At 68.5% G+C, this 13,304-nt stretch carries 16 protein-coding genes; 10 read left to right on the top strand and 6 right to left on the bottom strand.

Annotated elements, in window-relative coordinates; all coding sequences use genetic code 11:
* The first annotated feature begins 151 nt into the window (after positions 1 to 151).
* From NL126_RS09135 to NL126_RS09115, 5 genes are all read left to right on the top strand, one after another.
* Positions 152 to 580, top strand: a complete 429-nt coding sequence (locus NL126_RS09135) for a 30S ribosomal protein S12 (protein WP_015410678.1) — start codon at positions 152 to 154, stop codon at positions 578 to 580.
* The gene (locus NL126_RS09130; protein WP_255198615.1) at positions 580 to 1,194 is read left to right on the top strand and encodes a 30S ribosomal protein S7; all 615 of its coding nucleotides are present in this window, start codon (positions 580 to 582) and stop codon (positions 1,192 to 1,194) included. Before NL126_RS09135 ends, NL126_RS09130 begins: the two co-directional genes overlap by 1 nt.
* 87 nt (positions 1,195 to 1,281) lie before the next feature.
* On the top strand, positions 1,282 to 1,548 hold the full coding sequence (locus tag NL126_RS09125) for a WNWW family protein (RefSeq protein WP_255198614.1): 267 nt from the start codon (positions 1,282 to 1,284) through the stop codon (positions 1,546 to 1,548).
* Positions 1,549 to 1,626: 78 nt separating this feature from the next.
* Positions 1,627 to 2,058: a CBS domain-containing protein gene (locus NL126_RS09120; protein ID WP_255198613.1), complete on the top strand. Its 432-nt coding sequence runs from the start codon at positions 1,627 to 1,629 to the stop codon at positions 2,056 to 2,058.
* A 42-nt stretch (positions 2,059 to 2,100) separates the two neighbouring features.
* Complete coding sequence (locus tag NL126_RS09115) at positions 2,101 to 3,333, top strand: MBL fold metallo-hydrolase (RefSeq protein ID WP_255198612.1); 1,233 nt, start codon at positions 2,101 to 2,103, stop codon at positions 3,331 to 3,333.
* On the opposite strand, the gene NL126_RS09110 is transcribed toward NL126_RS09115, so the two are convergent.
* Positions 3,330 to 5,951, bottom strand: coding sequence for a glycoside hydrolase family 31 protein (locus NL126_RS09110; RefSeq protein ID WP_255198611.1), 2,622 nt, complete (start codon positions 5,949 to 5,951; stop codon positions 3,330 to 3,332). The genes NL126_RS09115 and NL126_RS09110 overlap by 4 nt on opposite strands.
* A gap of 138 nt (positions 5,952 to 6,089) precedes the next feature.
* Between NL126_RS09110 and NL126_RS09105 the strand changes: the two genes are divergently transcribed.
* The 3 genes from NL126_RS09105 to NL126_RS09095 are packed head-to-tail and all read left to right on the top strand — an operon-like array spanning position 6,090 to position 7,608.
* On the top strand, positions 6,090 to 6,560 hold the full coding sequence (locus NL126_RS09105; protein ID WP_255198610.1) for a hypothetical protein: 471 nt from the start codon (positions 6,090 to 6,092) through the stop codon (positions 6,558 to 6,560).
* A 51-nt stretch (positions 6,561 to 6,611) separates the two neighbouring features.
* On the top strand, positions 6,612 to 7,175 hold the full coding sequence (locus NL126_RS09100) for a 5' nucleotidase, NT5C type (RefSeq protein WP_255198609.1): 564 nt from the start codon (positions 6,612 to 6,614) through the stop codon (positions 7,173 to 7,175).
* Between the two features lie 43 nt (positions 7,176 to 7,218).
* Complete coding sequence (locus NL126_RS09095; RefSeq protein ID WP_255198608.1) at positions 7,219 to 7,608, top strand: hypothetical protein; 390 nt, start codon at positions 7,219 to 7,221, stop codon at positions 7,606 to 7,608.
* Here the strand turns inward: NL126_RS09095 and NL126_RS09090 are convergent.
* From NL126_RS09090 to NL126_RS09075, 4 genes are all read right to left on the bottom strand, one after another.
* Positions 7,605 to 7,898 (bottom strand): CPCC family cysteine-rich protein, encoded by a 294-nt coding sequence (locus tag NL126_RS09090; protein ID WP_255198607.1) that lies wholly within the window; start codon positions 7,896 to 7,898, stop codon positions 7,605 to 7,607. The genes NL126_RS09095 and NL126_RS09090 overlap by 4 nt on opposite strands.
* Before the next feature lie 36 nt (positions 7,899 to 7,934).
* Entirely contained in the window at positions 7,935 to 8,219 is a 285-nt protein-coding gene (locus NL126_RS09085; RefSeq protein WP_255198606.1) for a DUF6360 family protein, read from the bottom strand.
* A gap of 192 nt (positions 8,220 to 8,411) precedes the next feature.
* The gene (locus NL126_RS09080; protein WP_255198605.1) at positions 8,412 to 10,238 is read right to left on the bottom strand and encodes a nitrite/sulfite reductase; all 1,827 of its coding nucleotides are present in this window, start codon (positions 10,236 to 10,238) and stop codon (positions 8,412 to 8,414) included.
* A gap of 99 nt (positions 10,239 to 10,337) precedes the next feature.
* Positions 10,338 to 10,685, bottom strand: coding sequence for a DUF8134 family protein (locus NL126_RS09075; protein WP_255198604.1), 348 nt, complete (start codon positions 10,683 to 10,685; stop codon positions 10,338 to 10,340).
* Positions 10,686 to 10,990: 305 nt separating this feature from the next.
* Between NL126_RS09075 and NL126_RS09070 the strand changes: the two genes are divergently transcribed.
* On the top strand, positions 10,991 to 11,176 hold the full coding sequence (locus NL126_RS09070; RefSeq protein WP_255198905.1) for a DUF8595 family protein: 186 nt from the start codon (positions 10,991 to 10,993) through the stop codon (positions 11,174 to 11,176).
* A 58-nt stretch (positions 11,177 to 11,234) separates the two neighbouring features.
* The gene (locus tag NL126_RS09065; RefSeq protein WP_255198603.1) at positions 11,235 to 11,891 is read left to right on the top strand and encodes a DUF7119 family protein; all 657 of its coding nucleotides are present in this window, start codon (positions 11,235 to 11,237) and stop codon (positions 11,889 to 11,891) included.
* Here the strand turns inward: NL126_RS09065 and NL126_RS09060 are convergent.
* Positions 11,876 to 13,093, bottom strand: a complete 1,218-nt coding sequence (locus tag NL126_RS09060; protein ID WP_255198602.1) for an ArgE/DapE family deacylase — start codon at positions 13,091 to 13,093, stop codon at positions 11,876 to 11,878. The two genes, NL126_RS09065 and NL126_RS09060, sit on opposite strands and share 16 nt — an antisense overlap.
* Positions 13,094 to 13,304 lie beyond the last annotated feature (211 nt).

Raw genomic sequence — 13,304 nt, 5'->3', positions numbered from 1 at the left:
TGCCACCGAACATATGAAGCTTTGTGGATGCGCCGACTCGTGGGAACGGCTCACACGGCAGGAGAGCCGTGGAGACCGGCGTGTCACGCCGCCTCGGGGCCGTCGGCGAAAAGGGATGCTTAAGTAGCTTCATCGGGAAGGGAAGCGTACTATGGCGAACGGCAAGTACGCCGCGCGCAAGCTCAAGAAGGACCGCCAGAAGCACCGGTGGTCCGACTCTGACTACGCGCGACGCGCCCGCGGACTCGGCAAGAAGTCCGACCCGCTCGAGGGCGCGCCGCAGGGCCGCGGCATCGTACTCGAGAAGGTCGGTATCGAAGCGAAACAGCCCAACTCGGCCATCCGGAAATGTGTCCGGGTGCAGCTCATCAAGAACGGGAAGCAGGTCACCGCGTTCTGTCCCGGTGACGGCGCCATCTCGTTCATCGACGAGCACGACGAGGTCACCATCGCCGGTATCGGTGGGGCGAAGGGTCGTGCGATGGGCGACCTGTCGGGCGTGAACTACAAGGTCGAGAAGGTGAACGGTGTCTCGATGATCGAACTCGTCCGCGGGAACGCGGAGAAGCCGGTGCGATAATGTCGGAGGAAGAAGCCCCCGAGCCGGACGCGCCCGCCTCGACCGACGACGAGCGCGTCTCGGCGCAGCTGTTCGGCGTCTGGGACGTCTCGGAGATCGAGTTCCGCGACCCCTCGACGAAGCGCTACATCACGGTGACGCCCATCGCACACACGCAGGGCCGTCACGCGAACAAGCAGTTCAAGAAGAGCGAGATCAGCATCGTCGAGCGGCTCATCAACCGCCTGATGCAGACCGAGGAGAACACGGGCAAGAAGCAGCAGGCGACCCGCATCGTGCGCGACGCCTTCGACATCGTCCACGAGCGCACCGAGGAGAACCCGGTGCAGATTCTGGTTCGAGCGGTCGAGAACGCTGGCCCGCGCGAGGAGACCGTCCGCCTGAAGTACGGTGGCATCTCCGTCCCGAAGGCCGTCGACGTCGCCCCGCAGCGCCGGGTCGACCAGGCGCTGAAGTTCATCGCCGAGGGTGTCCAGGGCTCGTCGTTCAAGACGCCCACGCCCGCCGCCGAGGCGCTGGCGAACCAGCTCATCGGCGCGGCCAACTACGACGTCCAGACGTACGCCGTCGGCCAGAAAGAGGAGAAGGAGCGCGTCGCGGCCGCCGCCCGGTAATCTCTCGCAGTTTCTCCCGGTTTTCACGACCCTCCAGCGGCGTGCCCCGGGAAACGCTTCAAGCCCGTTCGACCCGAAGCGGAGGGCGTGAAGCAGTTCGAGTCGAAGCTCGAACGGTTCGGCGGGACGGCCGACGAGCGGCGTGCCGTCGCCCGCCACGCCCGAGACCTCGCAGACGACGGCCGGTTCGAGCAGGACGCCGGCTACCCACTGACGGCCGAACTGATCGTCGACGAACTGGCTGCCGCACGAGACGGCGGCCCGGCCGACCGCTGGAACTGGTGGCTCGGCTCGCTGGAGGTGGCGTACGGCGGGTACGCCGAGTTCCAGATTCGGCGGTGGGGAGGCGAGTAGTCGCCGGACCGCGGCCACTCGGCAATATCCGACCGACTGTCAACGTTCAAGTCACCGTGCTGACCAAAATCGGGTACCATGGCCGAAGACGTCACCGCGGCAGAGATCATGAGCACACCCGTCAGGACGATTCCCGAGGACGCGACCATCCTCGAGGTCGCCCGCGAACTGCGTGAGCACCACGTCGGCTCGCTCGTCGTCGGCGAGGAGCGCCTCGAGGGTATCGTCACGGAGTCCGACATCGTGACCGCCGTGAGCCGTGAGGTGTCGACCGACGAGCCCGTCACCAGCGTCATGAGTTCGCCCGTCGTCACCGCTCGCCCCTCCGACACGGTCGCAGCAGTCGCCGACCGGATGGGGAACAACCACGTGAAGAAGTTGCCCGTGACCGACGAGGGGGAGGCCGTCGGCATCATCACGACGACCGACCTCGCGCGACTGCTCCCCGACCGCCGGGTGACGATGACTCGCCACCCGCAGTCCGACCTCTCGAAGGGCGAGTTCGAGTAGGAACCGACAGGCGGAAGCGACGGGCACCGCTATCCGAGAGCGATGAAGCTTCGGTTCCTCGGCGGCGCACGCGAGGTCGGCCGGAGCGCCGTCCTCGTCAACGACACGCTATTGCTCGATTACGGCATGAAGCCCGCCGAGCCGACGCAGTGGCCCGTCGGGTCCGTCTCGCCCGAGGCCGTCGTGGCGAGCCACGGCCACCTCGACCACGTCGGCGGCCTCCCCGCGCTGCTCTCTGGGCGGGACCGACCCGCCATCCACTGGACGCCCCCGACGGGCGCGTTCACGCGGCTGCTCGCCCGCGACACGCTCAAACTCAAGGGCGGGACGATGCAGTGTCCGTTCACCGAGACGGACGTCCAGCGACTCGGCGAGGTGTCGGTCGAACACGGCTACGGCGAGCCGTTCGAGGCGGCCGGCCACGAGGTGACGCTGTTCAACGCCGGGCACATCCCCGGGAGCGCGCACGTACTCGTCGACGACGGCGAGACGCGGCTGCTGTACACAGCGGACTTTCACACACACGACCAGCGGCTCGTCCCGGCCTCCACGGACCGCCCCGACGCCGACGTGGTGCTGTGTGAGTCGACGTACTCGGACGTGAGCCACGAGCCGCGCGCCCAGGTCGAACAGCGGTTCGCCCAGGCGCTCCGCGAGACGACCGTGCAGGGCGGGACGGTCGTCGTCCCGGCGTTCGCCATCGGCCGCACGCAGGAGGTCCTGCTAGTCTGTGCCGCGCACGACCTCGACTGCTACGTCGACGGGATGGGCGTCGAGGTGCTCGAGATGCTTCGGGGCTACCCGGCGTTCGTCCGCGACCCCGAGGCGCTCCGGCGCGCGAAGTCGAACGCCCGGGTGGTGACCGGCCGCGACGGCCAGCGCGAACGAATCGCCGCACAGAACACCGTCGTCGTCACCACGAGCGGGATGCTCACCGGCGGGCCAGCGATGACGTACGTCCCCGAAATCGCGACCCACCCCCGGAACCTCGTCGCGTTCTCCGGCTATCAGGTCGAGGGGACGCCCGGGCGTGACCTGCTCGAAACCGGGTCCGCGGAGATCAACGGCCGCCGTATGCCCGTCAGCGCCCGCGTCGAGTCGTTCGACTTCTCGGCGCACGCCGACCACGAGGGGCTCCGTGCGTTCCTCGACGACTACCGGGACGCGGAGGTGCTCGTCAACCACGGCGACCGCTGTCCGGCGTTCGCTGCCGAGTTGCGAGACGACGGCTACGAGGCGACCGCCCCGGAGCTGGGCGAGACGGTGACCGTCTAGGACTCGGCGACGGTGACGGACACGTCGCCGTAGGTGACGACGAGCTCCCACGCCCGGCTCTCGTAGTCGGCGAGGTCGATGGTCTCGAAGGCGGGCACGACGCCGCTTCGAGAGGTGCCGTGCGTCGGGTGGCGTATCCCCCGGTCCCACGTCGAGAAGCGGTAGGTGACGTCGTCGCGGCCGTCGTGGTTCCAGAGGACGAGTCGGTCGGCGTCGGCGTCGACGAGTCGGTCGGCACCGACGCCGTGGACGGTCTCGACGAGCGCCCGGATCTGTGCGTCCGAGAGGACGGTCGCGAAGTCGGTGAGCCACGCGAGGTCGTCGTCGATCGCCAGCCGCTCGACGGTGGGCTTGGCGTCGCCGTGGGCGTCGAAGTGCCAGAGGAGGTCGCGGACGCGCTCGACCACGGGCTCGCGACTCGCCCGGAGCGGCCCGTCGGCGGTGACCGTGAGTTCGACCGACTCGTCGGTCGGTAGGGTGCCGAAGTCGACCCGAAGCGTCCGGCTGTCCTGGTCGTACTCGCTCTCTACTTCGCGGTCGGAGGCGGCGACGACCGTCTCGGTGACGCCGCGCACGAGCACCGACACGTCGCGGGCGTCGGGGACGAGCGAGCGGTCGCCCGTCGCGGCACCCACGCGAACGGTGAACGTCTCGTCGTCCTCGTCGAGCGTCGTCTCGATGGGGGTCGTGGCGAACGCGCCGTCGCGGTGGTCGAGCGAGACGCCGTCGTCCTCGTAGAGGTCGAACACGCCCTCACCAGGGATGACCACGAGGTCAAGCACGTCGGGCACCGTGACGCCACCCCAGTCCGACTCGGGGGCGAGCGGGACGATGGCGCCCGCAGGCAGGTAGACGGGCACGTCGTCGAGGTCACCGTAGCGAGCGTGCCAGCGGTTCCCCGCGACCGGTTCGCCGGTGTGGAAGTCGTACCAGTCGCCGGGCGGGAGCCAGACCGACTGACGAGCGAGGTTGGTGTCCTCGCCGCGCGGCCGGGTGTGCGGAGCGACGAGGAGGTCGCTCCCGACGTAGTAGGCGCTCGGGCAGGCGTACGCCTCCTCCCGTTCGGGCTGGTGGACGTAGAGCGGCTCGACGAGCGGGACGCTCGACTCGTGTGCCCGGTGGGCCATCGTGTAGAGATACGGGAGCAGGGCGTGGCGGTGGCGGAGCGCGTCGGTCGCCGCCGCCTCGACGTCGCGGCCGTAGCGCCACGGTCGCTTGTCGACGTACGGCATCTTCGAGGTGTGCAAGCGAAGAACGGGGCTGTAGAGCCCGTACTGAACCCAGCGGGCGTACAGTTCGCCGAACGCCTCGGGCGAGCCGCTGGCGCCCCAGTGGCCGCCGATGTCGTGGCTCCACCAGCCGTACCCGACGGTGGCGGCGGCGGCGGTGAACGGTGGCTGGAACGCGAGCGAGTCCCACGTGCTCGCGGTATCGCCGGAGAACCCGACGGGGTAGCGGTGGCTGCCCACGCCCGAGTAACGAGAGAGGAGGAACGGCCGGCGCCCGTCACGCGTCCGGTCGAACGCGTGGAGGTGGTTGAGCGCCCACAGCGGGTCGAGCCCCTCCATTCGTGGGGACTCGCGCCACTGCTGCCAGTCGACCCACCAGAAGTCGACGCCCTGCTCCTCCAGGGGGTGGAGCACTTCCTCGAAGTAGCCCGAGAGGAAGTCGGTGTCCGCCGCGTCGAAGCCGATGGGTACCTCGGTCGTGGGGTCGACGCCGACGTGCTCGGCGAGCGCCGCGTACCGTGCTTCGTGTGGGTGGACGCCCTGTGCGGGGTGGAGGTTGAGCGTCGTCGCGAGCCCCTGTTCGTGGAGCCAGTCGAGCGTAGCCTCGGGGTCGGGGAACAGCGCCTCGTTCCAGGTGAACCCCGTCCAGCCGTCGTGGTTCGGGTTGTCGACGACGTGCCAGTCCATGTCGACGACGCAGACGGACAGCGGCACGCCGTGCTCGCGGAATCCATCGATGGTCCGCCGGAGCGACTCGTCGGTGTACTCCCAGTAGCGGCTCCACCAGTTGCCGAGGGCGAACCGGGGGACGAGCGGGGTGTCGCCCGCGATGGCCGAGATCCCCTGTAGTGCACCGCGGTAGTCGTGGCCGTAACCGAACAGGTACAGGTCCTCGTAGTCGTCGTGGCGGTCGCGGGGCTCGACCCACTCGTCGCCGAACGCGAGACTCGCCGTGTCGTCGAGGACCGCGAGGCCATCACGCGAGCAGAGCCCGCGTTCGAGGTCGATGCGGCCGTCGATGGTGTCGAGCGTCCGGGCCGTCCCGGGGAGGGCAGTCGTCTCGCCGTAGCGCCAGGTCGTCGCGGTTGCCCGCACCTCGACTGCGAGCGTCTCGGGCGTGAACCCCCTGTCGGTGGGGTCGTAGCGGAGTTCGAGGGCGCCGGTGTCGACGACCACCTCGTCGCCTCGGTCGACCGAGAACTCGGGGACAGGCTGGTCGCGGTACCAGACGGTCTGGGTGGCGCGGTCGTCGAACGCGCCGTCCGGGTCGAACTCCACGCGCAGGAGTTCGGGGGCGAGCACGGTCACGCGGTAGTCGTCGCCCACGACGGTCGCCGCGTCGGCGGCGACCGGTCGCGCGTCGGGGCGGTGGTACGCTCGCAGAGTCACACCCCGCGTTCGACGGGGGGGACGATAATCGTGGGGGCCACTGACACACCCACGGCGAGAGCGCGACCCTGCCATCACTTAACACACCTGTATGAGACGGCAGTAGGCCGAATACGGGGGCGTGTGGGTGGACTGTGTATGGCAACGAACGAGCGTGTGGTCGTGGTGCTACTGGTCGCGGTGGCCGTCGCCGTCGCGTTCGTCGGTCCGGTTGCCGCGGACCACGACGTCCCGAAGAACGGCACCGAGGGTGAGGCGTACGGACAGATTCAGACGGGCGAGAACTCGACGCTCGTCGTCCATCAGGCGGCGGGAGCGATGGGCGACGGCGGCTGGATGGTCATCGAGTGCGAGGGGAACACGACCCTGACCCACGAGTGCGACAAGCGCGGTGAACTCGACGCCGGCCCGGTCTCGGTCGACTACGAGGGCTACAACGACGCGAACCCGCCGGGACTGTCCGGCGGTGGCGGCGACGACGTGACCGTCTCGATGGGGAACCAGAGCGCGACCGGGGAGTTCGACTGTGACCTGCAAACGAGCACCCTCCCGCAGCCCTGTACCGTCAACGGCTCCTCCTCGGAGACGGGCGGGGCGTCGCTTCCCTGAGCCATCGCCCCCAAACGTAACCGAGAAAACCCCTCGACGCACACCGCCGGTATGGTTCCCGAGCCGCCGGCCACCCTGCTTCTCGACTTCGACGGGGTGCTCTGCTGGCAGCTCCCGCGCACCTGCGAGCATCTCCACCGCGAGTACGGCGTCTCGGTCGCGCCCGACGACATCGACGAGTGGTCGTGGCCGCTTCCCGGCCACGACGTCCACGTCGGCGAGGTCATCGTCGAGCTGATGCACGAGCGCCCGCGGTGGTTTCTCGGCGGCGCAGAGCCACTTCCGGGCGTGCGTGAGGGACTGGAGGCGCTCGAAGCGGCGGGCTACGAACTCCACATCGCGACCCACCGCCACCCGGACACCCACGACATCTCTCGGGCGTGGCTGGAGCGCCACGACCTGCCCTACGACCACTTCGTCGACGACGTGCCGCAGAACAAAGGCGAGGTGCCGGGCGACGTGCTCGTCGACGACTACCACGGCAACGTCGCGAACGCGCTGGCTACCGGGAAAACCGGCGTCCTCTTCAGACAGCCGTACTCCGAGCCCGCGGCCTGCGAGGGCGCTCACGTCGTCGACTCCTGGCGTGATCTCCGGCGGCTGTTCGACGTGTAATCCCGGAGGAGGGTATTTCGTCTGTCGGATGCTATCCAGACACATGGAGACAGAGGGCCGAGAACTGACCGAAACCGAACGCGAAGCGCTCCACGACGTCCAGCTCGCGATCGAACACGTCTACCGCGCGTTCGGCTATCTGCTGGAGTTCCACCACGAGACGGGTCACGCGATGGACCGGTTCGAGGAGGCTCGGCAGAAGCTGGCGGCGGCGGGCCACGACGAGTTCGCCGCGGCGCTCCGCGACGACATCCTCCCCGCGGGGGCGTTCGACGACTGCTGGTCGTACGAGCTCGTCGAGGGGTTCAAATCGGGGATGTTCGCCGACTGCATCGTGTACGACGAGTGGATTCGTGGTGAGCTGACGGGCGGCGTGGAGCACGTCGCGGAGCGCCAGCAACAGCGCGAGTGGCGCGAACGCGCACAGCGCTAGTCGTACGGCCAGTTCGGGTCGCGCTCCTCCGTGGGGTCGCGGGTTCGACCGGTGGCGTCGGGCGCACACGCCCCGAACGCCCGGAAGTTCTCCCGCGCCTCGTGGAGCGAGACGTAGTTGTAGTCGCTCTCGGTGTCGGGATAGTGGAAGCCGACGAGGTCGTCCAGCCAGTCGCAGACCGGACACCGCTCGTACGAGCCGGGCCGCGACGGCGAGAGCGTCCGGTAGCCACAGCAGGGGCAGAAGCCGAGTTCCCGCGAGACGGGGCTCTCGCCGGCCCGTGGGCGCATACCCTGTAGAAGGCGCCCACCAGCAAAAGCGTCCGGTCAGTCCGACTGGGCGGCGTCGACTGTCTCGGCCTCGGCTTCGAGCGCGCTGGCGAGTTCCCGCGCCTGCTCGGGTGTGAGTCGGAGCCGGTCGGCGTGCGCCGGCAGCGTGTCGAGTGCGGTGTTGTCCAGTTCCATCGCGAACTCGACGTGGTCGGGGTCGGTTCGAGGGGAGGTGACGTTGACCGTCGCGAACGCCGCCTCGTCGAAGCCGTGGCCCTCGGCCTCGGCGTCCACGAGGTCGAGCGTCGTGTAGGCGTTGACGGTCATGATGCGGTCAGCCATGCTAGGATGGGATGGGATTAGGTGAGGTAAGGCTGGTGTTGGTGACACAGGAACTGCGGTCCTGGTGTCCTCGGGAGACGAACGGAGTGAGTCTCCTGGTGGACTCCCGAGGGCTTCGGAGGTGTTCACAGCGAAATCAGAGGTGGCGAGCGGGAAAGAACAAGAACCGAACGCCGAACCACCGACCGAACCCTAATCGTCAGTGGCCAGCGGTTCACCTCGCGCGTTCGTCGGCGCGGGGCTCTGGGCCATGTCGTCCTCGTCGGCGTACGGGTACCACGTCATCTTCGTGTTGTGCATGTACGGGTCCTCGTAGCTCGTCTCTTCGGGCTCTGCGAGCCCCTGGAGTTCGTCGTCGTCCTTCGCGGCGATGAACTCGCGGAAGCTCTGCCCCGCCTCGCGCTGGTCCTCGTACACGGCGAGGAGGTTCTGGATGTAGCCGGGCACCTCGTCGGCAGCGACGCGCATCTCGACCCAGTCGGCGAAGTGCGGGTTCTCGCCTAGGCCACCACCGAGCCCGATGTCGAACGCCTCGACCGGTTCGCCGTCCTTCCGGGTCTTCATCCCCCGCAGCGAGATGTCCGCGATCTGCGGCTGCGCACAGGAGGCCGTACAGCCCGAGAGGTGGATGTGGAAGTCCGTGACTCCTTCTGGGACGTCGACGTGCTCCTTCAGCCAGCGGGCGTAGCGCACCTGCCGGTTCTTCGTCTCCACGATGGACAGCGAGCAGTATTCCGTCCCGGTGCAGGCGATGGAACCACGCATGAACGGATGCGGGTCCGGCGAGTACTCCTCGAGGAGCGGTTCGTCGAGGAGGTCGTCGAGCTGCTCCTCGGGCACGTCCGTGATGATGACGTTCTGGCGCTGCGTGAGCCGGACCTCGCCGGAGCCGTACTCGTCGGCGAGGTCGGCGAGTTCGTAGACGTCCTCGACGCCCTGTCGCCCCACCAGAACGGAGAGGCCGACGTAGTAGTTGCCGTCGGGCTGCTCGTGGACGCCGACGTGGTCGCCGTGTTCGTCGGTTCCACCGGCGTTGTAGGTGTACTGGTCGCGCAGGTCCGCACCCGCCGACCGAAGCTCGAAGTCGACGAAGTCCTCCTGGAGCACCCGACGGAGCTTGTCGGTGCCCCACTCGTCGACGAGGAACTTGATACGCGCGTTGAAGCGGTCGTCGCGGTCGCCGTGTTCGCGGAACAGCGCGGAGAGACCCGCAGCGACGTCGGCCGTCTCCTCGGGGAGGCAGAACACGTCGATGTCGCGGGCGAGCCGCGGCTCCTTCCGCGAGAGGCCGCCGCCGACGCGGACGTTGAACCCCTTTCGCTCCTCGCCGTCGTGAGAACTCGCAGAGTTCTCACTGCCTGACGAGCTTTGCTCGTCAACGTCGATCTCCTTCACGGCGGGCTCGAACGCGAGGTCGTTGATGTCGCCCTGGCCACAGCCCTCCGTACAGCCGGTGACCGAAACCTTCCACTTCCGGGGGAGGTTCGTGTGTTCCTCGTTCCCCTTGAACGTCTCGTGGAGTTCTTCGGCGACGGGCCACGCGTCGATGAACTCGTGGGTGTCCTTCCCGGCGACGGGACAACCGACGATGTTCCGCCAGGAGTCACCACACGCCTGCTGGGTCGAGAGGCCCACCGACTCCAGTTTCTCGAAGATCGCGGGGACGTCCTCCAGTTTTATCCAGTGGAGCTGGATGCTCTGACGGGTGGTCCAGTCACAGACGGCGGCCCCGAACTCGGGGTTGTCGACCGGGCCACGCGCGTACTCGTCGGCGACCTCCGCGACGACGCGGAGCTGACCCGGTTCGAGCACGCCGTTGGGCGTCCCGATCCGCATCATGAAGTAGCTCTCCTGACCCTTCCGCTGGTGGTACAGTCCCCACCACTTGAACCGCTCGAACCACGCGTCGTGTTCGTCCTCGGGGATGGACTCCCACCCCTCCTCGGCGAACTCGAACAGCTGGTCGCGGACCTCGTTCCCGTAGGCCTCGTCCTTCCAGCCTTCGACCTTGCTCGGCATACCCGGGTCGACGGCCCCGACTCATAAACCCGAACCCACCGCGTCAACCCTCCCCGGTACTCCCCCATCGAGGACGATATTGCCGGTATGTGAGACGGGCTACTCGGGGGGCGTCTCCGGGTGGGCGAGCCGGGTGCGGCGCTCGGGAACGTGGACGCTCTCGGGGACAACGGCCCGGAACGCCCCGGTTTCGGGGTCGGCCCGACCGAGTTCGAGCCAGTCGGTGACACCGCTCTCCCCACAGCCGATACACTGGCCGGCGATTCGGGCCTCGACGACGCCGCAGTCGACGCTCACCTCGACGAACCCCTCGGCGAGGAAATCAGTGAGCTCACAGTCGCAAACGGACGACCGTGCCAGCAGCCAGAGGTCCGAGACGTTCACCTCGCGGCTGTCGTTGACGCTGACCCACGCCCCGTCGTCGAGCTGGTGGACCGACGTTACCATACCCGTCACAGGGCGGGCGTCGGGGTAAGCGCGACGCTCCCGACGCCCGTTGCCGAGCGTCACCAGACGTGTGGACGCTATCTGTTCCCGGTATCCGACTCCCCGCGTGCGGTTTTCGCGACTGTGACGTGTCAGAAGATATCGGCAACATCATCCCCGAAGAGGAAGCATGGGTAGCGATTACAGGTGAGAGCGGCCTTATCTGAAGGGGGCGCCTGGGAGTCGATGATGAGTGAGCACAGGCTCGACGACAGCGTTCCCCCGGCAGACGTCGCCCCAGAGCTGTACGAGGGGACGGAGGAACGATGAGCGACGACGCCGAAACGCGCGACGACCGGTACGCGGACGTCGACACCAGCCACCTCGAAGACGTCGAGGACGGCTGTGGCTGTACCGAGATCTGGGAACATACGTCCGACCGGGCAGCGGGGACGGAAGACGACAACGACGACCCCACCGAGGACGTGGCCGAAGCCGAGTCGTCGGACTGACGCCGTCCGCGCATGCACGACAGGAGACTTTTAGCCCCACTTTCCCTATCGGTCACCAATGGTAGACCCCCGAAAGGGTAGCGGCCCACCGACCGACCGGGAGTCACCGGTCGGTGAGCCGGTTATCCGGCGTGACGTGGCCGGCGAGGACGCCGCACGGTTCGACCCGACCGACCCCGAGAGCCGGCAGGAGGCCGCCGAGACGGTCCGGAAGTTCTCACAGAACACCGCCGGCGGCGACGACAACGTCTACATGCTGCGTGGGGCAGCGGCGTGTGCCGCGCTCGTCCGCGGTGAGGGGTCGTACAAGGCCGCCGCCGAGCGCGCGGGCGGCGACGCGAGCATCGCGTTCATCCGGAAGTGGGCGCGCGTCCACGACCTCCCGCGCTCGATCCGTCGGTACGTCGCGCTCGGACGCATCGCGCCCACCGCCGCGAAACATATCGCCCGCGTCTCGGGGGAGGCCCGGTTCCTCCTGGCGTGGGCCGTCCTCGACCACGACATGACCGTTCGTGAAGTGCGGTCGGCGGCCTCGAACATCAACAACGGCATGAGCGTCGAGGAGGCGCTCGTCGCCGAGGGCGTCGAACTCGGGCGACTCGAACTCTCCTTACCCCCAGAGACGTACCGCGAACTCCGGCGACGAGCCGCGCTCGACGACACCGACCCCGAAGCGGTCGTCGCCGCGGCGCTCCGCGACTACTTCGACAGGTAACGCCGCGCCGCCGCCACCAGCACCTCGGTGGCCGTCTCGACCTCCCGCCAGTCGATTGTCTCGTCCGGATAGTGAGCCTCGTCGATGCTTCCAGGGCCGAACAGCACCGTCGGGATGCCCGCCTCGATGTAGTGGCGCGCGTCCGCGCCGTAGGTGACGCCCCGCGGGTCGGTCTCGTCGAGCCCTGCCTCGCGCATACCGGTCTGTACCGCCGCGACGATTGGCTCCTCGGGCGAGATTTCGCTCGGCTCGAACTGCACGGAGAACCGCTCCAGAGTAGGGGGATGGTCGGCGAGCCAGTCGTCGGCCGCGACCACCTGTTCGAGCCGGTCGCGGAACTCGCGTTCCACCTCGGCGACCGTTTCGCCAGGGGCGACGCCGAGACGCCACTCCGAGACGTGGTCGGCAGGCACGGTCGACGGCCACGTCCCCGCGCGGACGGTGCCACAGACGACCGGCCACGCCACCGGGTAGTCCTCGTACAGGGGGTGACGAACGCGCTCACAGCGTTCGGCTTCCAGATCCAGAAACGCCTCGCGGACGCGCTCGAATTTCGGGAGGACGTCCTCGCCGCGCCAGCGCATCGCGGCGTGGGCCGACCGGCCCGTGAGTTCCAGCCGCAGCATCACGCTCCCCTCGCTGGCGACGACGGGCGTGAGTTCGGTCGGTTCGGCGACGATGCAGGCATCGCGCTCGAACGGGTACGGGTTCGACAGCGCCGCGGCTGCGGCCCCGATGCCACCCTCCTCTTCGCCGACGACGCTCTCGACGACGACACGCCCATCGAGGTCGGCGTCGCGGAGTTCCAGTGCCGCGAACACGCACGCGGCGAGCCCCGACTTCATGTCCGCGGCACCGCGAGCGGTGAGCCGGTCGCCGTCCCACGACGGCTCGAACGGGTCGCCGGTCCAGTCGCCCTCGTCGGCGGGGACGACGTCGACGTGCCCGTTCAGCACGAGCGTCGGTCCCGCACCCGAACCGAGTTGGAGCACGCCCCCGACGCTCGGCCGGTCGGCGAACGTCTCGTCGGGCGTGTCGGGAAACGACGGGTGCGCCGCGAGCGTCTCGGGGTCGGCAGTCCACTCGTACGTCTCGAACCCCAGCTCGTCGAGTCGGTCGCGGAGCCACCGCTGGGCGGGGGCCTCGTTGCCGTCGGTCGTGTCGAACGCGAGGAGTCGCTCGATGAACGCGCGGCGGTCCATACGGCCCGTGGATGCGGGGAGGAGATGAAGCCTGCGCCCTACGGAACGAACGGCCCCACGTCCGTCGAGTCGCACTGCGGACAGCACGGCGTCTCGGCGGGCGCCGACAGGAACACCGCGTGACACCGCCGGCACTCACACTCGACGACAGTCCGCGGACTGGACCGCCTGACCCGGTCGAGGAGTGGCATGGTAGTAGGTAACACTTGCC

This window comes from Halorarius litoreus, from assembly GCF_024362405.1.
Taxonomy (GTDB): Archaea; Halobacteriota; Halobacteria; order Halobacteriales; family Haloarculaceae; genus Halorarius; species Halorarius litoreus.
This window is presented reverse-complemented; position numbering and strand designations above follow the sequence as displayed.